Annotated in this window: 19 protein-coding genes and 1 tRNA gene; 7 read left to right on the forward strand and 13 right to left on the reverse strand. The window is 45.1% G+C overall.

Annotation, left to right across the window (positions count from 1 at the left end; translation table 11 throughout):
• The first annotated feature begins 2 nt into the window (after nucleotides 1–2).
• Together murU and H8K36_RS09125 are read left to right on the forward strand one after the other, a co-directional pair.
• Entirely contained in the window at nucleotides 3–728 is a 726-nt protein-coding gene (murU, locus tag H8K36_RS09120) for an N-acetylmuramate alpha-1-phosphate uridylyltransferase MurU (protein ID WP_186915967.1), read from the forward strand.
• 56 nt (nucleotides 729–784) lie between these two features.
• Nucleotides 785–1,933, forward strand: coding sequence for an FAD-dependent monooxygenase (locus H8K36_RS09125; RefSeq protein WP_186915966.1), 1,149 nt, complete (start codon nucleotides 785–787; stop codon nucleotides 1,931–1,933).
• 59 nt (nucleotides 1,934–1,992) lie between these two features.
• On the opposite strand, the gene H8K36_RS09130 is transcribed toward H8K36_RS09125, so the two are convergent.
• From H8K36_RS09130 to H8K36_RS09150, 5 genes are all read right to left on the reverse strand, one after another.
• Nucleotides 1,993–3,816: a M61 family metallopeptidase gene (locus tag H8K36_RS09130; RefSeq protein ID WP_186915965.1), complete on the reverse strand. Its 1,824-nt coding sequence runs from the start codon at nucleotides 3,814–3,816 to the stop codon at nucleotides 1,993–1,995.
• A 24-nt stretch (nucleotides 3,817–3,840) separates the two neighbouring features.
• A complete protein-coding gene (locus H8K36_RS09135) occupies nucleotides 3,841–4,299 on the reverse strand; it encodes a DUF3429 domain-containing protein (protein WP_186915964.1) in 459 nt (152 codons plus the stop codon).
• A gap of 140 nt (nucleotides 4,300–4,439) precedes the next feature.
• The gene (locus H8K36_RS09140) at nucleotides 4,440–5,054 is read right to left on the reverse strand and encodes a nucleotidyltransferase family protein (RefSeq protein ID WP_186915963.1); all 615 of its coding nucleotides are present in this window, start codon (nucleotides 5,052–5,054) and stop codon (nucleotides 4,440–4,442) included.
• A gap of 29 nt (nucleotides 5,055–5,083) precedes the next feature.
• On the reverse strand, nucleotides 5,084–5,995 hold the full coding sequence (locus tag H8K36_RS09145) for a DsbC family protein (protein ID WP_329604219.1): 912 nt from the start codon (nucleotides 5,993–5,995) through the stop codon (nucleotides 5,084–5,086).
• A 61-nt stretch (nucleotides 5,996–6,056) separates the two neighbouring features.
• Complete coding sequence (locus H8K36_RS09150) at nucleotides 6,057–7,262, reverse strand: UbiH/UbiF family hydroxylase (RefSeq protein ID WP_186915962.1); 1,206 nt, start codon at nucleotides 7,260–7,262, stop codon at nucleotides 6,057–6,059.
• 217 nt (nucleotides 7,263–7,479) lie between these two features.
• Between H8K36_RS09150 and H8K36_RS09155 the strand changes: the two genes are divergently transcribed.
• The 3 genes from H8K36_RS09155 to H8K36_RS09165 all read left to right on the forward strand — a co-directional run bounded on the left by H8K36_RS09155 (nucleotide 7,480) and on the right by H8K36_RS09165 (nucleotide 10,523).
• Nucleotides 7,480–7,555, forward strand: a tRNA-Phe gene (locus H8K36_RS09155).
• Between the two features lie 92 nt (nucleotides 7,556–7,647).
• Nucleotides 7,648–9,261 carry a site-specific integrase gene (locus H8K36_RS09160; protein ID WP_186915961.1) on the forward strand — a complete coding sequence of 538 codons (1,614 nt, stop codon included), beginning with the start codon at nucleotides 7,648–7,650 and terminating at the stop codon, nucleotides 9,259–9,261.
• An 83-nt stretch (nucleotides 9,262–9,344) separates the two neighbouring features.
• Entirely contained in the window at nucleotides 9,345–10,523 is a 1,179-nt protein-coding gene (locus tag H8K36_RS09165) for a hypothetical protein (protein ID WP_186915960.1), read from the forward strand.
• Here H8K36_RS09165 and H8K36_RS09170 read toward each other — a convergent pair.
• On the reverse strand, nucleotides 10,477–11,349 hold the full coding sequence (locus H8K36_RS09170; RefSeq protein WP_186915959.1) for a hypothetical protein: 873 nt from the start codon (nucleotides 11,347–11,349) through the stop codon (nucleotides 10,477–10,479). The two genes, H8K36_RS09165 and H8K36_RS09170, sit on opposite strands and share 47 nt — an antisense overlap.
• A gap of 3 nt (nucleotides 11,350–11,352) precedes the next feature.
• Between H8K36_RS09170 and H8K36_RS09175 the strand changes: the two genes are divergently transcribed.
• Both H8K36_RS09175 and H8K36_RS09180 read left to right on the forward strand, forming a co-directional pair.
• On the forward strand, nucleotides 11,353–12,747 hold the full coding sequence (locus H8K36_RS09175) for an MT-A70 family methyltransferase (protein ID WP_230404446.1): 1,395 nt from the start codon (nucleotides 11,353–11,355) through the stop codon (nucleotides 12,745–12,747).
• Between the two features lie 31 nt (nucleotides 12,748–12,778).
• Nucleotides 12,779–13,069, forward strand: coding sequence for a hypothetical protein (locus H8K36_RS09180; RefSeq protein ID WP_186915958.1), 291 nt, complete (start codon nucleotides 12,779–12,781; stop codon nucleotides 13,067–13,069).
• 274 nt (nucleotides 13,070–13,343) lie between these two features.
• Here the strand turns inward: H8K36_RS09180 and H8K36_RS09185 are convergent, their stop codons facing one another.
• From H8K36_RS09185 to H8K36_RS09215, 7 genes are all read right to left on the reverse strand, one after another.
• Nucleotides 13,344–14,303, reverse strand: a complete 960-nt coding sequence (locus H8K36_RS09185; RefSeq protein WP_186915957.1) for a replication initiation protein — start codon at nucleotides 14,301–14,303, stop codon at nucleotides 13,344–13,346.
• Nucleotides 14,304–14,466: 163 nt separating this feature from the next.
• The gene (locus tag H8K36_RS09190) at nucleotides 14,467–14,685 is read right to left on the reverse strand and encodes a hypothetical protein (protein ID WP_186915956.1); all 219 of its coding nucleotides are present in this window, start codon (nucleotides 14,683–14,685) and stop codon (nucleotides 14,467–14,469) included.
• Entirely contained in the window at nucleotides 14,657–17,095 is a 2,439-nt protein-coding gene (locus H8K36_RS09195) for a bifunctional diguanylate cyclase/phosphodiesterase (protein ID WP_186915955.1), read from the reverse strand. Before H8K36_RS09195 ends, H8K36_RS09190 begins: the two co-directional genes overlap by 29 nt.
• Nucleotides 17,096–17,115: 20 nt before the next feature.
• Nucleotides 17,116–17,913, reverse strand: a complete 798-nt coding sequence (locus tag H8K36_RS09200; protein WP_186915954.1) for an alpha/beta fold hydrolase — start codon at nucleotides 17,911–17,913, stop codon at nucleotides 17,116–17,118.
• Nucleotides 17,914–18,323: 410 nt separating this feature from the next.
• Complete coding sequence (locus H8K36_RS09205; RefSeq protein ID WP_186915953.1) at nucleotides 18,324–19,703, reverse strand: relaxase/mobilization nuclease domain-containing protein; 1,380 nt, start codon at nucleotides 19,701–19,703, stop codon at nucleotides 18,324–18,326.
• Nucleotides 19,700–20,101 (reverse strand): plasmid mobilization relaxosome protein MobC, encoded by a 402-nt coding sequence (mobC, locus tag H8K36_RS09210; protein ID WP_186915952.1) that lies wholly within the window; start codon nucleotides 20,099–20,101, stop codon nucleotides 19,700–19,702. Before mobC ends, H8K36_RS09205 begins: the two co-directional genes overlap by 4 nt.
• A gap of 210 nt (nucleotides 20,102–20,311) precedes the next feature.
• A complete protein-coding gene (locus H8K36_RS09215) occupies nucleotides 20,312–20,638 on the reverse strand; it encodes a hypothetical protein (RefSeq protein ID WP_186915951.1) in 327 nt (108 codons plus the stop codon).
• Nucleotides 20,639–21,214 lie beyond the last annotated feature (576 nt).

Genomic DNA, 21,214 nt, shown 5'->3' on the forward strand with positions numbered 1-21,214 from the left:
CGATGAAAGCCATGATCCTTGCCGCTGGACGCGGTGAACGAATGCGTCCGCTAACCGACACCTGCCCTAAACCGCTGCTCAAAGTGCGCGGGCGTCCTTTAATCGTATGGCATATTTTGAATTTGGTGAAAGCAGGGATTACGGAGATCATCATCAACCACGCACACCTTGGCCACATGATTGAAGAGGCTTTGGGTGATGGCAGCCAATTCGGCGCCAAGATTCAGTATTCTGCTGAAGGTACTGCGCTGGAAACCGCTGGCGGTATTGCCAAGGCTTTGCCACTGTTGGGCGATGAGCCGTTCTTGGTTGTGTCGGGTGATATCTATATTCCGCACTTTAATTTTGCCGAATGCGAAGGCAGTGTCGAAGACAATGATATGTGGGGAAATCCACATCCGCTCGACAAACGCGATGTCGCATGGTTGTACATGGTCAAAAATCCAGACTTCCACCCTCAAGGCGACTTCGCTCTAAGCTTGATGGGCTTACGCAATGAGGCCAAAGAAGGTGAGCAGATGTACACCTTCGCCAATATCGGCGTCTATCGTCCTGAGTTGTTTAAGGATATCGTCCCTGGCACGCACGCCAAACTCGGCCCGCTGTTACGTGATCTCGCTGATCGCGGCCAACTCGGTGGCGAACTGTATCGTGGCGAATGGCACAACTTAGGTACACCAGAGCAATTGGCGGCGTTAAATACCCCTTTGCGAGTGATCAAACCTTAACTCCCTGAGTTGGTTACAATGACGTCTTCAAGTCATTTACTCAACCCTTCGCAACGATGAGCGCAAATAAGCCAATTCCTTATCTGATTTGCGGTGCTGGCCCTGTCGGGCAAGCGCTTGCACTTGAGTTGCATAGAAATGGCGTCGCCGCGAGCGATATCTTGCTAGTCGATGCAAAGAGTGTAGAGCAAGCAAGTAAAGATGCGCGCACCATCGCCCTCTCTCATGGCAGCCATCAATTGCTACAACGGTGGAACGCTGCGCCATTGCGGGCGACGGCTATCCACGACATCCATGTCAGCCGTCGCCGTCATTTTGGCCGCACCCTAATTCAAGCGAGCGACCATCAAATCCCTGCCCTCGGTTATGTCGTGCGCTACGCTGATATTGTGACGCCTTTGGAAATTTCCTTGCAGACAGCAGGCATAGAAGTATTGCGACCTCAGCTCGTTGCAGCGATTCGTGACGACGCCGATCAAAACGCTGTATGGGTCGAACTGCATGATCACGACCCGCTATTAGCGCTGTGCGTGATCCAAGCGGAAGGTGGAATTTTTAGCGAACAACAGCAAAGGCAACAACATCACGACTACCAACAGACCGCCATCATTGCGCATGTGACCGCATCTCATCGTATCGCACATCGTGCATTTGAACGTTTTACAGAAGAGGGACCGATCGCATTACTGCCGCAGGACGAAGGCTATTCATTGGTGTGGTGTGCGCGTCCAGAAAAAGCAGCTCAGTTACAGCAATTGAACGATACCGCATTTCTGTCTGAGTTACAGACTGCATTCGGTGATCGCGTTGGTAACTTCACTTCTGTCTCGCCGCGTTTCGCTTTCGCGCTTGGGCTCAATGCACAAGCGGATGCGACGAGTCGTACAGTTAAGATTGGCAATGCGGCGCAAACCTTGCACCCAGTCGCTGGCCAAGGCCTCAACCTCGGTTTGCGAGATGCCATGGTGCTAGCACAAGCTTTAATTCGCCACCCCGCACCAACGGCCATCGAGATTTTCATGCAAGAACAAGATCGTGACCGTCAACGCACCATCAAAATCACGGATAGCATGGCGCGCATGTTCGCTAGCAGCGCCGATGGCAGCCCGCTACAAGCGGCATTAGGACTAGGATTAGGTATCGTTGATGTGCTATCGCCACTCAAGCAAGAGTTGGCTGAACAGATGATGTTTGGACGACGATAATTTGGGGTGGATAGTCCAGGTAGGATGCTTCACACTGGACCGCCGAATTGTTCAATATTTTATTGCGATGGGCGCTTCAAAGCCGACTTACTAGCGCCCTTAACTTTCGTTGACGTCTTCACATTCAAACTCAGATTCGGTACATCATCGGCCTGCAATTTCGCCTGCACGACCACCAATTCATCGCGACGAAAGGCATGAATCTCAACCGTGTCGCCCACTTTGTACGCCGACAAAACATTTGATAAACCATTGTCGACATCAGATGCTGTCACCCGCAAACCATTGATGGCGATGATGGCATCACCTGCCGATAATCCGGCGCGATGCGCGGCACCACCTTCATAAACGCTCGCCAATTTGCAATCGCCGCCCCCCTTGCTCAAGCGTACATTGAGGGATGGTTTCTTTGATGGTGCTGGGACATCCAGTTCCACACCAAAGTCGGCATACAGTTTCGACAAAGGCACATCGTCGACGCCGTCTACATATTTCGCCAAGAAAGCTTGTACGGGAACGCCGGTGACCTCTGCTACTAAACTAGCGAATTCCTGCTCCCCCAAACCCTGACCAGAATTTTTTACAGACGCCGTATAGAAATCACGTCCATATTTTTTCCACAATGCACGCATCACATCATCGAGTGATTTTTTGCCTTGTGTTTGCTGGCGTATCGTCAAATCTAAACCAAGCGCAACTAAAGAGCCTTTGGTGTAATAACTAACGATAGCATTCGGAGAGTTTTCATCTTGGCGATAGTACTTGGTCCATGCATCAAAACTGGAAGCTGCCACGCTTTGCTTCTTACGACCACTGCCGCGCTGTACCATATTGATGGTTTTGCTAACGAGTTTAAGATACGCCGCTTCATCGATTAAGCCCGTACGGCACAAAAACAAATCATCGTAATAGCTGGTAAATCCTTCAAACAACCACAGCAAACTCGTATAGTTCTCTTGGCTTAAATCGTAAGGTGCGAAGACGGCTGGTTTGATGCGCTTCACATTCCAAGTATGAAAATATTCGTGGCTGCATAAACCCAAGAAGCTGCGATAACCTTCGCTCATTTCAGGTTTATTCTTGGTCGGTAAATCATTGCGATTACAAATCAATGCGGTCGAGGCACGATGCTCCAAACCACCATATCCATCGCCAACTGCCATCGTCATAAACACATAACGCTGCATAGGCGCCTGTTTACTGCGTGGCTCAAAAAAGGCGATTTCCGCTTCGCAAATCTTTTTCAAATCGTCGGCAATACGGGCCAAATCGAGATTGGGAACGCGACCCGTCACCACAAAGTCATGCGGTACGCCATGCGCTTTGAAACTGATCATTTGAAACGCGCCCATCTCGACTGGATGATCAATCAAATCATCGTAATCACTGGCGATATAAGTGCCGAATCCGTAGCGTTTCGCTTTCAACTCAGGCAAGGACGTGGCGACACGCCATTTCTTGGCAGCGGCGTCGTCAGGTTGTTGGATATTGACCATGTGTGGCAAATGCTCTTGCCCTTGCACTTGCAAGAACACACTGGTGCCATTAAAGAATCCATGCGATTGATCAAGGTGTGCCGCTCGTACCGACAAATCCCAAGCATACACTTGATATTCCAAGGTCAGCACGCCTTCGCAAGGCGCGGCTTGCCATGTCGATTTGTCGATTTTTTTCAGCGCGACTTTTTTGCCTTTGCAATGGGCTTTGATTTGTACAATATTGCGCGCAAATTCGCGCACCATATAGCTACCAGGAATCCACACCGGTAAAGAAAAAACCTGCCCAGTTGCGGCAGGTTTTGTGATTTCAAGACTCACTTCAAACAAGTGAGCGGCCAGGTCGCTGGCCTTAATTTTGTATGACACTGCATGCATAACAGCCATCGCAAGCTCCAACTTCAGCAAAAATTAATGTGAACGAACAGTGAAAATTACAAACATCAAGATTTGCGTCGCCACCACCACACTCGTTAAACGGAAACGCAGCTCCAAGAACCAAGGTGGAATATCAAAACGCTGATACATACGTTTATCGTATTGGTAGGAAAAAATAAAGGCGATCATTTGCACCAAAAACGCTGCGCCCGAAATGTATGCCATTGAGAACCAAGCAACAATCGTCGGCACCACGCCCCACAACAAGTCACGTTTCAAATCTTGCACTGAACGCTCTTTACTGATGAAAGACAAACCCCAGTGCAAACCACCTAAGAAGCCCAAGATCGCGATACCGTAAACCAATTGTGCGCTAACAAAAAATTCTGCCACTTCCAAAGGCACGACGCAGCACAGCAGCATCAACAAAACAAAAGGAGATAAGGCGGCGATGCCTAGACGTGTAGCAAACTGTTTATCTAAAGTATTCATAATTCCAAAACTCAGAGCGCGATGCGCGATAAAGACCAAATGGGTGCGGCTAATTCTACAGTCGCTATTTTAGGCGAAATGGCGCGCTTCTGCGATGAAATACGCAAATTGAGGCTTTTACTAACAAAGACATCGAAAGATTAGATGGCACTAGGGCCAGATAAGTCTGCTGGGGTGTCGATATCACGCAAAATACCCGTATCGTTCACCAACACTTCTGACACGGGATAGCTCTTCAATAGAGCTCTTGCGCCTTGATCGCCACGCAACTGCAGCAGCTCACCAAACAACGCCTTACTAAACCCCACGGGGTTACCACGCTGCCCTTGGTGCACTGGCACCGCGATTTTCGCGCCTTCTTTTAAGGCTTGTACGATGGCTTTAATCGTACTGACGGTCACAAAAGGCATATCAGCCAAGGCGATCACTACAGCATCACACTCTTGAGGCAAGGTTTGGACACCGCTAACGAGGCTATGCGCCATCCCAAGATCGGCATCTCCACAAACCACTATCGATGAAGAAAACTGCTGAAGGAAGCTTGCCGGCCAATCGCTGGCATCACGCACGACGATATGGCATTGAGGTATGGCGCTTGTCAGGTGTCGTGCGCTCTGCTCGACCACACTGACATTGCTTTGAACGCTTTGGTGTAGTTTACTGATTTGACCTTGAGGATCGAATCGTCGACCACGCCCCGCTGCCAGCAAAATTGCATGGCAACGGAAATCATTTCGGGGGTTGAAGTTTGACATCGAAATCGATGTGCTCGATTAAGAAGCTATTATCGTGCGGCTACAGCTGCTGCTGGCGTTTTCAGGCTTGCCCATTTATCTTCAAGCGCTTTAACGTCGACCATACCAGGTAAGCGACTACCGTCGGTGAAGATGACTGTTGGCGTACCCGTTACACGCAATTTTTGACCAAGCGCGAACACTTTATCATTTGGTGTTTGGCAATTGGCTGGTGCAGTCGGAGCGACCTTGCCTTCAATCATCCACTCATCCCAAGCCTTGCTACGATTAGCGGAACACCAAATATCGCGTGACTTCACAGACGAATCGTCTGCCAAAATGTTGTACATGAACGTGTAGATAGTAACGTTATCAACCGACTGTAAAGTCTTGCGGAATTTTTTGCAGTAACCACAATTTGGGTCTTCAAAAATAGCGATTACGCGCTTGCCGTCACCTTTCACATATTTCACAGCGGCGTCTAAAGGCAACTCGTTAAAATTGACCTTAGTAATCTGCTCGACGCGTTGTTTCGTAAAATTCACCGCCGCTTTGTTATCAAGCACGCTACCGACAAATAAGAAGTTTGCTTTGGCATCGGTATAAATAATTTCAGGGCCCATACGCACTTCATACAAACCACCGTAAGGTGTTTTAGTCACTGAATCAATCTTTGTACCAGGACCTAAATTACCCACCAAAATGTTACGAATATTTTCTTTACGCTGCGCTTCTAACTTAGCCAGTTTCTCTGCACGGTGTTTAGCAGCAGCAATCTTTGCAACTTTGGCTTTCGCTGCCTCAGCACTTGCATCTGCCGTGCTGACCCCTGCCGTTGCTGCAGCCGTGGCTGGTGATGCTTTCATTTCAACTTTTGCATCGCCTTGAGCGCACACTGGCAATGTCACCGCTAGCATCAAACTGGCAGCCAAACTGCTCAACATTTTTGTCGACATCATCATGATCTACTCTCTATATTCTTTCAATTGTTCTGGCCACGTTCGCCATCTCGTCAATCGCTGGTCACACGCCCATCGCATGGGCGATCAGTTTGCGTTTTAGGACAGGTAAGCGATTTAAGAAGTTCAATCCTGTATTGCGCAGCAGACGAACGGCAGATAAATCACTACCAAAGAGACGATATAAGCCATCCGTGGTGATCTGCATCAGCGCGACTTCCTCAGCGCGAGCACGGCGATAACGGCTTAATACCCGTTCATCACCACAATCGCGATGCGCCTCGCGCTCTTTAATACAGCGAATCAAATCATTTACGTCGCCAAACCCCAAATTCATACCATGGCCTGCCATAGGGTGAACCGCATGCGCTGCATCACCAATTAAGGCAACACGCTCAGCCACTAAAGAGTGCGGCCGAATTAAACGTAAAGGAAAGGCCTTAATTGCTTCTGGCAAAACGGGACGCAGTTGGCCTAATGGCTCGGTGCTATATGGTGCTAAGCGGGCAATCAGCTCATCCATCCATTGGCTCATGATTTGCTGTGCCAAATCATCAGGCGCCGACCATACCAAAGAAACACGATTGCCAGGCAAAGGCAGCAAAGCAATAATGCCCTGCTCTTGCACAAACCATTGATGGGCAACTCCATGATGTGGCTTTTCGCATTCGAAATTACAGACCACACCTTGTTGATGATAAGAGCGATAGTCGAGACCAATATCGGCCTGACCTCGCACCCAAGACTGCGCACCATCAGCACCAATCACTAATTCTGCTTGTAACTGACGACCATCACTCAAATGTATAGTGGCCGCATCCGCGCCGACTTCTAAACGTGAAGCCTGACCAAACACCGAAGTAATATGTGGAGCGAAACGCAAAGCAGTATCTAAAGCGCGCGTCAGATTGCAATCTTCAACGATCCATGCCAACTCATTGATATAAGCTCCGTAGGCATCGAACGACAAATCTCCAGTTGCTCGCTCAGAACCATCAAACACGCGCATTGCACTCACTGGCGCCACCCGCGACGCATCCAACGCGCCCCATACTTTCAAGCCATCGAGTAAATTACGTGCCACGTGGTTCAAGGCAAAGACACGGACATCCCAATCACCCAAAGAAGCAGACGATTCGGCACGCGGCGGCGCGGCGCTCAGCAAGGTCACTTGCAAGCCGAGCTGAGAAAAGCCCAAAGCAGCCGCCTTACCCACGGCACCATCGCCAACGATACAGATCTGAGAACGAATTTGAGAACCAGTGCTCATACATTACCTTTTATACACGCAACATCATTGCCAACTACTCTAAGCAAATCCATTGCCAGTGAGCCATATAGCCAAGCTTCGTATTATACGTGAGCCCACCAGAAGGCATTCTGCCCCTCAGAAAAACCCGCTTTTTTATTGAGAAAGGACAAAATTTTGAGCTCAAAACAGAAACCATTTGCTTTTTCGGAGATGATCCTCTATACTTCTTGGTCTTGGCCTGGTAGCTCAGTCGGTAGAGCAGAGGATTGAAAATCCTTGTGTCGGTGGTTCGATTCCGCCCCGGGCCACCAAGATTTTAAGTTGTTGATCTGATTGAAGTTTATAGGCTTCAAAATATCAGGTGCTCCAAACAGGTGTTCCACCTCACATTGAGGTGATACCGATGAAATTAGCTTCACACCTACGCCGTTCTCGACACGGCGTTTTTTATTTCCGCATCGTTTTTCCACAAATTCTCGCTTCCCTTTTAGGACAGCCAGAACTCAATCGCTCCCTGCATACACGCTGCCCTAAAACAGCAAGGGTTACGGGCTACCAACTTTCTGGCACAATGCTACCATTAATATCCAAACTGGCACGCCTTATGACCATTGACCCAGACAGCATTGATCCAGCAAACATCAAAAAATTAATTGTTGAAGGTCTAACCATTGGTAAAGATGGCAGTTTTTCTGCTTCGCGCATTCAAACCAGTGACAATCCCCAAGTCGCTCAAGAGGAACTGAAAAACTTCGCCCTATTCCTGCATGCCAGCCGTGGGGAGCAACCCGCTACGCCACCAATTGAAGCCTTAAAGGTGGAAGCTCAGAAATTAAAAGCAGAAATTACCCAATTTGCTCCAGCTCTTCCAACCAAGCCAAGCACATTGAAAGATGCCTTTGATTCCTATTTGCTTTCCAAAAAAGGCATTGCTGCGGCTACGAAAAAATCCTACACAGAAAGCCTGGAATTATTTGGAATTCTGATGGGTGGCAATCATCGCATGGTGCATGAACTCACTCGGCGGGAATGCATGGACTTCAATGAGGCACTTTCGCATATTCCACTGCATGCCAAAAAACGAAATATTAAAATCGGCACGGCATCTGAAATTTTGCTCAATCCACCAACCGTGCTCGATGCGAATGGCAACGACACTGCTCCTGACACTATTTCAGCTAGAACATGCAACGACCACTTAACCAATGTGTCTGGATTTTTTTCATGGGCGATTAAAGCTGGACGTTGTTTTGAACCAAATCCATTTGAAGATTCAGTCCGCCACTCTGATGGCGAAATTGATGGTGGTGCCGAAGCGTTCCAGCAAGAAGAACTGATTAAGATTTTTGACAGTGCGAACTTCATGAAGGCAAAACGACCACATCAGTTTTGGGGTCCTTTACTGCTCCTATTTACAGGTGCTCGTGCCAACGAAATTGCTTGTCTTGATCTGGACGACATCATTATTGAAAATGGCATTCGCAGTATTTCAATTAAGCATCGCCCCAGAAAGAAGCCTGACTCAATTGAGCACAAGATAGAAACAAAGCGGCTCAAAAATGCACAGTCGAAAAGAACCATACCGCTGCATCCAATATTATGGGAAATTGGCCTTGATGATTATCTCGCAGACTTGCGAATATTGGGTGCGACTCGACTTTTCCCAAATCTGCCCATGGATTCCAGAGAAAAACGAGAACGCAATTTATCTAGAGACGTAAATAATTATCTCGAAAAAATTGGTGTACATGTTCCACGCACTAAAGTTTTGCACAGCTTCCGTGACACGGTTGCTGACGCATTGGGTACGAGCGATCTTGATGCTGTTCGTGCTGACCAATGGACAGGTCACGCACCGGTCGGCATTAAAGCGAAACACTACCGCAGTAAAGCGACTGCGGATGTCCAAGCAAGGGATGCATTCACGGCTTTAGATTTTCCATTCATTCATTTTGATACTTTGAGATATCGAAAAGGCTGGTGGAATGAATGGCTAGTAAAAAATATGGTTCCTTAAAATGATCTATCCATCAGAAATAGAACACTAATACCTTTACATTGCAGCTTACCGCCAAAGCGGTAAGCACACTTAAATTTACTATGACGCCACTAGAATTTTTACTCAAGCTCAAGCAATTGTCGCCAGATACCCAGCTCAGTATGGCGCACCTAGGTGCAACTTTCGAGATGCTGTCCCCAGTAGTGATACGGAAATCTTCTCCAAAGTCATCGACTTCACTATCGGCACGACTAACGAACGAAACAGCATTGGCAGATTGGTTAGGAGAACCAGTGGCAACTATTGAACAGTGGCGAATACAAGGCTCTCACCCTGCTTCCATAAAATATCATCTGGGTACTTTATACGAATGGATTATTTCCCATATCGTGCCTATGTTTGCTGCAACCGTCACTACGAATCAAATTTCTGATGTTCAATTTGGTGACATTGCCGAAATATGGAAAATGCAAATTCCTGTCATGAAGGTAGACGATCAATTTGTTGGATTTTTCAAGTCTGTAAAGGAGGAATGTGAGCCTTCACAGTATTCATTGGTCGAAATTCCTACCTTGTCATTTCACCCATCCGACATGACAAAAGAGACTATTTCAACAATCAATGAATCACTCATTGCACATGGCGATTTCAGCATTGCAGTTGCTGACTCTATTATTGAAGCAAGAGGAATTTATGAGAAGTGGAAAGACGTTGCCATACCAGAAGTGCTGTTGCAATTTTTCAGGTCGGCACTTTTGCATAGTGAAGAATTAGCCAAAGATATCGCAGATGAACTAGAGCATGAACTAATTCGCAAGGGCTTCAATATCACACAATGGTTTTGGCAGCAGTTAGTAGAAAATGACTTCTGCTCATTGAAAGAAAATGCGTTGATTTATGCCTTTGAGCTGACTGAGGAATACGGTGTCAATTTAAATCAGCTATGCCATATCTACGACGATCAAAGACAGGAATTATTTCACGGCAATAGTTCTCATCTGTTAGCAGATACCAAAGGCGAAATTTACCAGATCCGTCCTTATGAGCAATGCACCGTCAGCTATGGGTGTCTACTCACTTGCGTACTTGATTTGGGCCTCAGTGCTGACAAGCCAAATAATCATCAAATGACTGCACGACAAATTGCAAATGCCGTTGAAGAAAAACACGGGCATGGTCAAAGCATATTCAAAAATCTCATTGAAAAATATGAACTTCAAGAAAAATTGAAAACTACTTTAGCACCGAAGAATTCCAAAACGAAAAAACAGCCTTTGTAGAGTCTGGTAGATCGCTACTTTTTTCACTTTTTTGAATTTCCATGCGTTTTTCTGTCGGTTGATATATGTCAGAAAAAATTTTCGCTGCAAGGCTCGTCTGCCCCTGCATCAAGTAATGTCTTACCGCGAACGCGTGAACCAGAAAGCAAACATGTTCATAAATTCCATGTTTTTCTAAAACCTGCACATAAGGCCCAGTCAATAAGCAATGTAATAAATATTCAGTCGCTTCCTCCCCTTCCCGCACTAACATGCTCAATCGCCAAATAGCGATCACTGCTGCCAAAAATCGCAATTCAGGCAACACCTGAAATTCATCCATATAGACTTGAACTGGATTATTCTTTTCAAACGAATAGGCTCGTTTAACGCGAATATCCGCCCAAGTATCCGTTGCACAGAAAATAGCTGCAATGCGATCAATCCGTCCATAATGCCCTTCCTCCCTATCTGTTGGTAATCGGGGAATGACATCTTCAATGATTGTCCAAAATTCGTCATAGCGATCCTGAAACAGCATCCAAAGCGATACGAATTCCCCTTTATCTTCAGGACCGAGTTCAAAGACGAAGCGTGATTTCTTTACAGGCGCATAGGCATGAATAGCATTTCTAATCATTCCAGAAGGAAGATGGATACCTGATAAGTATCGTCCAAACCGAACTTCCAAATCTTGGATGGTTGGAATGGACTTTAGTAACGCCTTATCACTCTCAACCTCAGTTCTACGCTTGAGATCATTTACCCAAGCGGCGGCTCGCATCGAATTAAAAACGGTCAATTTACTATCTTTAGTGCTTTTTTTATCACTTTTTTTATCTGCCATTCCTTGGTCTCACACATTAAAAATGTCAAGGGGTGGCTGGAAAATGCAAAAATCCAGCCAATTATTAAAAATTTCCGTAAATGTTTTAATCACACCATCGAATCAGCGCTGACGAGATATAAATTAAACCTAACTTACGGAGAATTTATGAACACAATCAAAACCACAGTAATTCAACCTGCCATGAAAATCCATGAAGCAGCATATTTATTCCCAGAAATGACCACGGATGCTTTTTTGAAATTAAAAGAAGATATCCGCATCAATGGTCAGCAAGTGCCAATTATCGTACAAAACGGCTACTTGTTAGATGGTCGCGCTCGCTATCGTGCATGCCGAGAGTTAGGGATCACGCCAATTTTATGTGAGCTACCTGAAACAAATGAACCAATTGAGCGGCTTCTTAACAGTCTTAACTTTCACCGTCGCCATCTTGAAGAAGGACAACGAGCAATGATTGCAGCTCGTATGGCAAATTCATACATCGGTGGCAATCAATACACACCAGGTACAGTATCTCAAAAACAGGCTGCATTGGATTTGAAGGTATCCGTTGATTCATTGCAACGGGCTAAATCGGTATTGAATCTTGGCTCAGCCGAATTAATTAAAGCTGTTGATGATGGTCAATTGAATGTCAGTAATGCTGCCGTCATTGCGACATTGCCTGAACACGCTCAAAACAAAGTGCTTGAACTTTCAGAGAAGGAAATTTTGGAAAAAGCAAAAGCACTTCGCAAAGCAAAAACTGAAGCTCGTCGTTCTCAGATTTTGGAAGAAATCGAAGCAAAGCGGGCTAACAATAAACCACTTGATCCACGTGCAGGACCATATAACGTGATTTTGGCTGATCCACCATGGGATTACATGGGTGAGGTCGCAGTTGGATATCCAACGATGACTTTGGAAGATATTTGTGCGATGCCTGTCAATGACATTGCAGCCGAAGATGCCGTTTTGTTTTTGTGGTGCTCTGCATCCCTAATTCGTGAAGCATTGGCAGTGATTGATGCATGGGGATTTACCTATAAGACCCAATCCATTTGGGACAAAATGTCCGCTGGGCAAGGCTGTTATGTGCGAGTGCAGCATGAAATTTTATTAATTGCGACTCGCGGTAAATTGCCAGAAGTACCTCCAACCGCACGACCAGGATCAGTATTTACATTCCGTCGTCGTGAGCACAGTCGTAAACCTGATTATTGCTACGAGATGATTGAGAGTATGTACCCTGAATTATCAAACAAAATTGAATTATTTTGTCGCGGAATTCCACGAAAAAACTGGAATGGCTTCGGCAATGAATGCATCACTGACGATCAAGTTTTAAGCCCAATAATGCAAATGATTAATGCTGAAAATGACGATGTCTATTTTTCAGAAGAACAAGCAGCATAAACAATTATTCAAAATAACTTAGGAGAAAAAAATGAATACAGCAGAATTTATTGAAGCACAAATTATTCCAAGTATTACCACGAAATTTTTAGCCAAAATTGCAGACGATGCATTTTCAAATGCTTATGATTCGTTTGATGATACGATGAACTTTTCAGATTTAATGGAATTGTTTACCAACAATATTAACCAATTTATTTCAGAGCAAGTACTAATCTCAGCATTTGGTTTCAGTGAGGAAGAAATGGAAGAATTTTTCGGCTCCTCCGGTGGAGTACCTTATGCCATCGACGACTTAATTGATGAAATCAATTGCGAGTGATTTTTCAAAAAGAGTGGCATCTGATTAAATGAAATGTGAGTCAAAAATAAAATGGTCAATCGCTGGGTTGGCCATTTTTCATTTCACTTCTCATTTTTATTATCTTTCTATTCCGTTTTATTCCGGTACCGCATTACATTGTTTGGTAGCCCACGGGCTATTCTCTATATTTGCTGGTTGCGGATGTTTCCTATGGTTCGATGCGCTCTGGCGGGTCAAGCTATCTGTGCTAATTACCTGATGGTAGGGCGTAACGGTCAACGAAAATTTTTAATTAACACAGTTGTGGAAAATATTTGCGGACAGTCTTGATATTCATTCCTGTATGCTCTACCAACCTTGAAATACTGATCTTAGAGTGCCCCATCATCTGCAAGTCATTTTTTGCTTTTTGTAAGGTTTCTAGCGATTTTTTTACACGAATAGCATTTGTGTATTCAGCTCCCAAACTCATGCGCTGTGTGGCTGTTTCATCGGTAAATTTGAGCACTTTGGGCGTATGGTTGCCTAACTGATGACGGTATCGCCAAACCCCACGGGAAACCGATTTTGCGGTGCTTTTAATTTCAGACATGGGCAACGGCTTATCAAATAAACTGTTGATTTCCATTGCTTCAGCAAATACCTCCATATCCCAGCGATCACCATCTGCAAATTTATGTACTGCAATATATGCCCATAAACGCAAGGTATGGAATAACTCATCATTACGACCTTTGATCATTAAATTATCAGGTAGTTTGCGAACTGTTCCCCTTTTAGGAAGGTCAATATATTCTAAAAAATCGGATAGGTCATAGCTAGTCGGAAATGTTTGCACACGCCAGCGATCGCTTAATGGATTCTTGGTAATCGTATGATTGTAGGCGGTATCGGCTCGAAGGCAATTTTCCATTTCTTTTTGAATAGCTTCAAAATAATCCTGAGGACCGGTACGGCTATTGTTATGGTATGCCACGGGCGTTTTTAAGTGGTACAGATAATGGCAATGAGCATTCGTCGGATTAATTGTAATAATGGTTGGTGTCGGCAAATTCAAGTCGTCAAAGCGATATGCTGAACCAGGAATATCCAAGTCGAAGCTAAGGTACCGCTTATACATTTGATTCAGTCCGCAATAGGAAAACTGATCAACTTTTTCGCGCTTGCGAAATTTGATACCTTCCGAAAAATCATTGGTAGTCATGACTGCTTCATTGAGGTGAGAATAAAAATCTTCTAGTTGTTGGCTCATCCGTTCTTTTTGTTGTTGTTACTACCAACAAACAAAATTCGGAGGGACAAGTCAAGTCTATTCTCTACATAATCAGAAATATATTTCTGATCAATTTAATGCTATTTTTAAGCCTATTTTTTGTACGATTTTCGACTCATTTTTTATGAGGAAAATGTATTGCCTACCGCTGGTGCGGTAGGCATTTTTTATACGCTTGATGCGTTTGTGCATGTCCACGTTGTGCCATTAAAATCAAATTCGTATAAATCGCCCCCCCTTTCACAATCCCGCGCATATTTCCAAATTTGATTTGGATTAGTCCGACCAAAGCCAGACGGTCAGTATCAGTGCTGTCAGTAACATCACTCACTTCAAAAATGGCGCCAAGAAAATATTTCATTAATTGGCTTCGGTTTTCCGATGTAATAACCCTGCGCAAAGTCTACGCCTATATCCTCCAATAGCTTTAAAATATTCTCATTTTCGACAAACTCAGCTATGGTAAATTTCCCGGTCAAATGCGCAATTTCATTGATACTACGCACCATCGCACAATCAACTGCGTCGTTTGCCATATCCTTCACAAACTGTCCGTCAATCTTTAAATAGTCAACCCTTAAGTGTTTAAGATAAGCCATAGAAGACATGCCGCTGCCAAAATCATCGAGAGAAATTCGTGCACTACGCTCATGTAACATTGCAATAAATTCAGTTGCAATGCCCATGTTCCCAATAGCAGCGGTTTCGGTAATTTCAAAGGAAATTTTATGTGCGGGAATCTGATCGCGATCAAGTGCCTCAACCAAAAATTGATGGAAATTTCGGTCACCAACGGATTTACCAGATAGGTTGATAGCAATCGTATGTATATTATCGAGCGCATCTGCGTGCATTTTCAGCCACTCAAAAACACTATTCACCACCCACCGATCAACTTGCGGTGCCAATCCAAATCGCTCAGCGGACGGTATAAATACACCAGGCGGTATCAATGTGCCATCCGTTTCCCGCATGCGCAGCAAAACTTCAAAATGCAGCCCATTTTCAACAAACTCACCAAGTGGCATGATGGGTTGTGCAAAAAGTTCAAAGCGATTTTCGTCAATTGCCTGGGGTAAACGCGTTGCCCATTGCATCTGATCACGTTGTTCCATCACTGTTTTATCTAAGTCCACATAAATGTGCACACGACCTCGGCCCTCATCTTTTGCTGCGAAGCATGCGCCGTCGGCGGCCTGCTGTGCGTCCTGAGCACTTTCCCATCGCCCGTCTAAGGGTACGACACCAATGCTGGCGCCAACACGAAAAAAATTGCTGCCGTGTTGAAACCGAATTTGCGCCACCTTGTCACAAACTTGTTGAGAGATTCGATGAGCCGCTTTCAAATCACAGCCTTCAAGCAAAATAGCGAATTCGTCTCCGCCTAATCTTGCCACAACATCTTTGGACCGTACTGTTTTAACGAGCAAGGCGGACACCTCTTTGAGCAAAGCATCTCCGGCAGAATGGCCGCAACTGTCGTTGACAATTTTAAATTGATCCAGATCGATACAACATAGTGCATGTGAAACACCTGTCGAAATCGAAGATTCAAACATCTCAAGCAACACACGATCAAATTCAGCACGATTCGCAAGCCCAGTTAAATGATCGTGACTCGCTCGACGTTCAACTTCTTGCCGAAGGATTCGTTGACCAGTAACATCTCGAAAAACCATAACGACACCGGTAATTACATCACCGGTCGAAAAAATCGGCGCAGCAGAATCTTCCACCGCGTATTCATTACCGTCTTTACTGATCAACACGGTATCACGCGCCAAACCAACGATTGCACGCTCCTCTAAACAATGCGCGATTGGATTCTTAGCGGTCAGTCGTGTATGTTGATTGACGATGTTAAAAACCGTAGTGACAGGCAGGCCGATCGCGTCAACCAACTTCCAACCTGTCAACTGTTCTGCAATGGGGTTGAGGTATTCAACTTCTTCGCGTTCATTCGTAGTAATGACCGCATCACCAATAGAGTTGAGCGTCACACGGGTTCGCTCAAATTCATTTGACAACGTGAGTTCCAAGGCTTTTCGTTCTGTAATATCTTTAATATAGCCATGCCAAAGTGTACTTCCATCAGAACGCGATTCCGGTGTCGCATTCCCTTCCAGCCAGCGAAGTCCCTTTTTTGGCAATATCACACGATATTCTTGATGCCAAACAGTGAGGTTTTTCGCAGACTCAGTAATTCCTAGATTAATTGATTCCAGATCGTCTGGGTGTAAGCGCTTGAACGCCAGGTTCGCGTCTTTTTGTAGTTGCAACGGGCTTAATTCGTACACGTCGCGCACGCCTTCGCTCGCGTAGGGGAAGCGTGAACTGCCATCAGCACATAGCAGAAATTGATAAATCGCACCCGGCACTTGTTCGGTTGCTTTTTTCACTCTAAACAATTCGTCTTCAAGGCTTTGACGTTCATTCATGCGAATGACGACACATTCAATAACAGCACCTCCCTCAATTTCTCGTCGCACAGCATTAAAAATGACAGGTAACGTTTTCCCATTCGCGCCAGTGAGAACAATAGCAATCTCTTCAACGTGACCATGGACATGCAACAAGGTCATCACTTGCATGTGAAACACTAAACGATAGGCTGATGTCAGCAACGCATCTAATCTTTTCCCGTTTAACTCTTCCACGGAAAAATCAAGCATGGTCGCCAAAGTCTGATTCGCGACGACGAGCTCCAAGTTGCTATTAACGATAAATAAACCGCACGGTGCGTTCTGAAAATTAAATCTTGAAATATCCATTTAATTTATTCGCAAGATTACTAGCTAGAAAGGTAATTCTTCATCAGCGCGATTGTTTCCTCTGGGTGGCTCATGTGTGGACAGTGCCCTGTGGCCTTCATCTGTTGCAAAACACTATTTTGCAAGTGTTGATGTAAATACTCCCCAACGACAAGTGGGGCAACTGAATCTTCTTGGCATTGAAGGAGCAAACATGGTTTATCAAAATCGACGAGGTCAAGTCGATTGTCCGCCAAAAAAGTGGCTTCTGCAAAACGCTTTGCGATCGGTGGGTCCATTGCACAAAAACTCGCTTCTAGCTCTTGCGCCAAGGCAGGCTGATCAGGGTTTTTTGCGACGACACCAGCGAGATAACTCGCCCAACCTGGTTGGTTGCGCGAAATCATGTCGAGTAAGCCTTCTATATCCGCACGCTCAAAGCCACCGACGTAATCGGGGGCGTCGTTCAAGTATCGCGCAGATGGACAAATCATGACTAACTTCGAGATCCGATCTGGGATATCGCGTGCTGCAAGCAAGCAAATCATGCTACTGACTGAATGCCCAACCAAGATCGCGTCATGAAGATCAAGTGCTTCGCACAGGTCAACGACATCTTTGGCATATCCCGCTAAACTTGAATAAAGCTCTGGATCATAAGCATCAAGATCAGACATGCCAGCGCCGACATAGTCAAACAGGACGACATTAAAGTCTTTCTCAAAGGCCGGACTAACTTTACGCCACATCTCCTGATCGCAACCATAGCCGTGCGCAAAAACAATGGCTTGTGATCCAGAACCACTGATTTTGACGTTACATTTTTTAATTATATCCATCGCGTTTCCTATGTATTTAATAAACTTTGTCAGACGCTTGAGTTGAATTTGATGCTCGGCCATTTATCGTACATGAATTCAACAAAATTTCGGTCTTTTTATGACCGAAATCCGTAGTTGGCAGTATTATTCTAACAACATCAGTAGCGTTTGCCTCCCCCAACCTGTTGATTTGCATTTAAAACTGCCCTCCTCGTAGACACTTGTACCACTTAATATGTAAGAACTCATTAAATTGAATCCGCCAATACTTAACTGAACAAAATATTGTTGTTAATATTTTAATTATTGCACTTGCACTTGCACTTTTTCTGCCACTCCACCATTACCAATCCCATCTGACTTTTCAATGACATAGCTTTTAACGATATTGCATTTCCGCTAAACCATGACACTCACAAAAGTGCAGATCAAATTTTTGGTTTGTGACAAAAATCTCGTGGCTGTGCATCTTGAGCATCCTTCGCTTTTTCCATCTGCATCCTATAATTCAAAACCTCCATTTGGTGCTGCAACTTAACGATCTGCGCATGAAGTATTTCGTAGTAGGCGGCATTGGTTGTGGTTTGGGCTCTTATCATCAATTTGGACACCAAATTGGCGAGATTACCGATTTCCATTTCTATGCCGAAAACCATGGCGTTGCTAACCGGATTGACCGTTGGAATATGAGAGTCTTCATTGACGGATGGCGTTGACGTTTCCACATTGAATTTAGATAGCTGGTGCGTGGAAACTTCCGTGCCTGTTTCGGCTGAAGTAGCAGCTACAACGCTTAAAATCTTGGTATCCGCTGGGCAAATCTGTACCTGCTGTATCTCTGGCTGTATTCGCTTGAGTGGTGGTTTCACATTACCGCCACTTGCTTTGTGCGCCTTTCCACGATTGCTCAAGGTACGTTTGAAAGTTGTTTTCTTCTTGTATCGCTTGGCAAAATATGCCGCCCTCTCAAAAGTCAACTTTTCTAAGGTGGTCTTGGCCTGCGTGTATTCTTCGGTGGTCAGCTTTTGCGGTTGTTTAGATTTTTGGTGCTGTTTGACCAATTCCTGGTAATCAGCATCCGCTTGAAACAATGGCCCCTTGAGTCTTTTGGCTTTGCTGCTGCCAGGCAGTTTAATGGAAATATAATCCTTGCCGATGCGAGTGACTTCGCCATAGTTGCCTTCCAAATGTGTGATGAGTTCATCACGGTTGGCAATCCTGCCACTTACGATATGGCTGTGCAGCTCACTAGACAAAATGCGTTTAACTCGTCTGGATTTCTTACCAGCATCAGTCTTAGCTTCAAATTCATTAAGTGCAATTTTAAGTGGATCGGGTGTAACTTGGTCATAGCCCAAAGCCTGATTCATGACCTGCGTGAATGCCTGAAAGTGTGCAATATTGCGTTTTCCTGGTGGATGAATATTGAGCTGTCTGCCAGACTGAATTTCGGTGCCTGCTACAACGAAATGCAATTCGAGATTGGATTTATCTCGGTGAGCGATCCAAGCATCTGCATAATTATCGTCCTCCTTCAATCCGGGTAAGAAGCTAGCCTTGAAAGCAGCCATGATGTTTTTTATCTGACCTTCGCTAGGGTGCTCATTGTCACGGAAGCTGATTGCACCACTAACGTATTTTTGTTTTCTATCCGTGCTATTGCAGACTAGCTGAAAAAGACTTGGGGAACCGTGGAGCCACTCTGGAGCTACCGCTCTGAGCTTGCCAGTGTGATCATTTTTGCCCATTAGGTAATTGATGGCGGATTTGGCATTGCCCGTGCCGGTATTAAACACACGTACCATCATGATTGCACCTGTGCACGGAGAGTGTTCTGGAATTGCTGATCCATGGCAGCGAGTCTAACCTCCACTTTGCAAAGTTCTTCTAACATGGCCATTGAAACATCATCGTCACGATTCAAGGCTCTCGCTATCTGATTGACGTTGTTGCCGATACGGGCTATTTCGGCAATGACTGCCTTGCTTGTATCTCGCTGTTGGCGATAATGCTCTATAGCAGCATTGCCACCATAGATGAGTTTGTTTCTGGCGTATTGGGCTAATGAATTGCCTTCAGCAAGTAGGGCTTGTGATACGAGTCCGTTGTATTCACTAGGAGATAAACGGATCTCGAAGCGCATGGTGCGCAAATCTTGGTTTTGTTCTATGCCAGTTTGACCAGCTTTTTTCTTCTTTTGTGTCATGATAACCTCCTGTTATTTTTATTGTGTTTGAGGCTCAACCTCATTCCTTTCTCTTATTTACTGCTATTTGATTTCAGCCGTAGTGTGCAAGGTTCACTCACGGGGGCTGGGGAAACACCCCAGATAATTCAATAAACCGGCAAGCAAATTTTTTGCGACGGGTTATTGATTGACCTTGCTGTGTACCTCTTCACACATCATGGGTCTTGGTTATCTCTTAGGCTTTCGCGGTTGATTTGTTGCCGAACCAGTTGAGCCATGACTGCCAGAATCCGCGCCTAGAAATTTCTGACGTAACTCACGCACCAATATTTGAGTACGTTCTTTTGAAGGCACTCGAATTCCGTGGATATACCAATGGCACTGTTCTGGATCGGGTGAGCAAATGGCTGGTCCGTTCTCACGGTGTAATTGACCATCGTAAAAATAGTAGCTTGTGCCATCGGATGTTTCCAAGGCTGGCCCATCTTCACAATGAAGCTGGCCGTCGGTGATTGAAATAGTTGTCCCGTCTGAGAACTGTAGTTTTTCTTGCATATTGATTTCCTCCTGTAGATATGTAGACAAACCTAATGGATTAAATTCAAATTGCAAGGCCTTCAGAGGGATGAAATACGTTATGCGGTATCCGACGGTAGAATTAGGATTTGGAACACTAAAGTCACAACTTTTTGATACGTATATGCTGTTCAATTTTCCTTAAAATTCAACCCCGAATTTGTGAAGATGTGGCTACCGCTAGTGCGGCAGCCTGTTTCATTTTATTAGTGCTGGCATTAAATCTTAAACAGCGTCAAAATGTGGCATTAAGTGTTCCAAACAAGTGGAACACCTGTTGGTAGCGTTTTTGTGATAAACACCTATATAAATCAATGACTTAGGTGTTTTGGTAGCCAGTCCGCCCCGGGCCACCAAGAACATCAAGGGTTAGAGCCGTAGTAGGCACTAACCCTTTTTTGTTTTTGGTGCTTTGGTAGGCTGTTGGTAGGCCGCTATTTGATATTGATTTGCTCTGAGTTTCTTTAATTCAGATAAATTTCTGCTGCAAACATGCTCCCGCTTTTCACAATATATCCCCTACGAGCCGATCAAGCACCTTCCGAAAAAAATAAG

This window comes from Affinundibacterium nitidum, from assembly GCF_014284155.1.
Lineage (GTDB): Bacteria > Pseudomonadota > Gammaproteobacteria > Burkholderiales > Burkholderiaceae_D > Undibacterium > Undibacterium nitidum.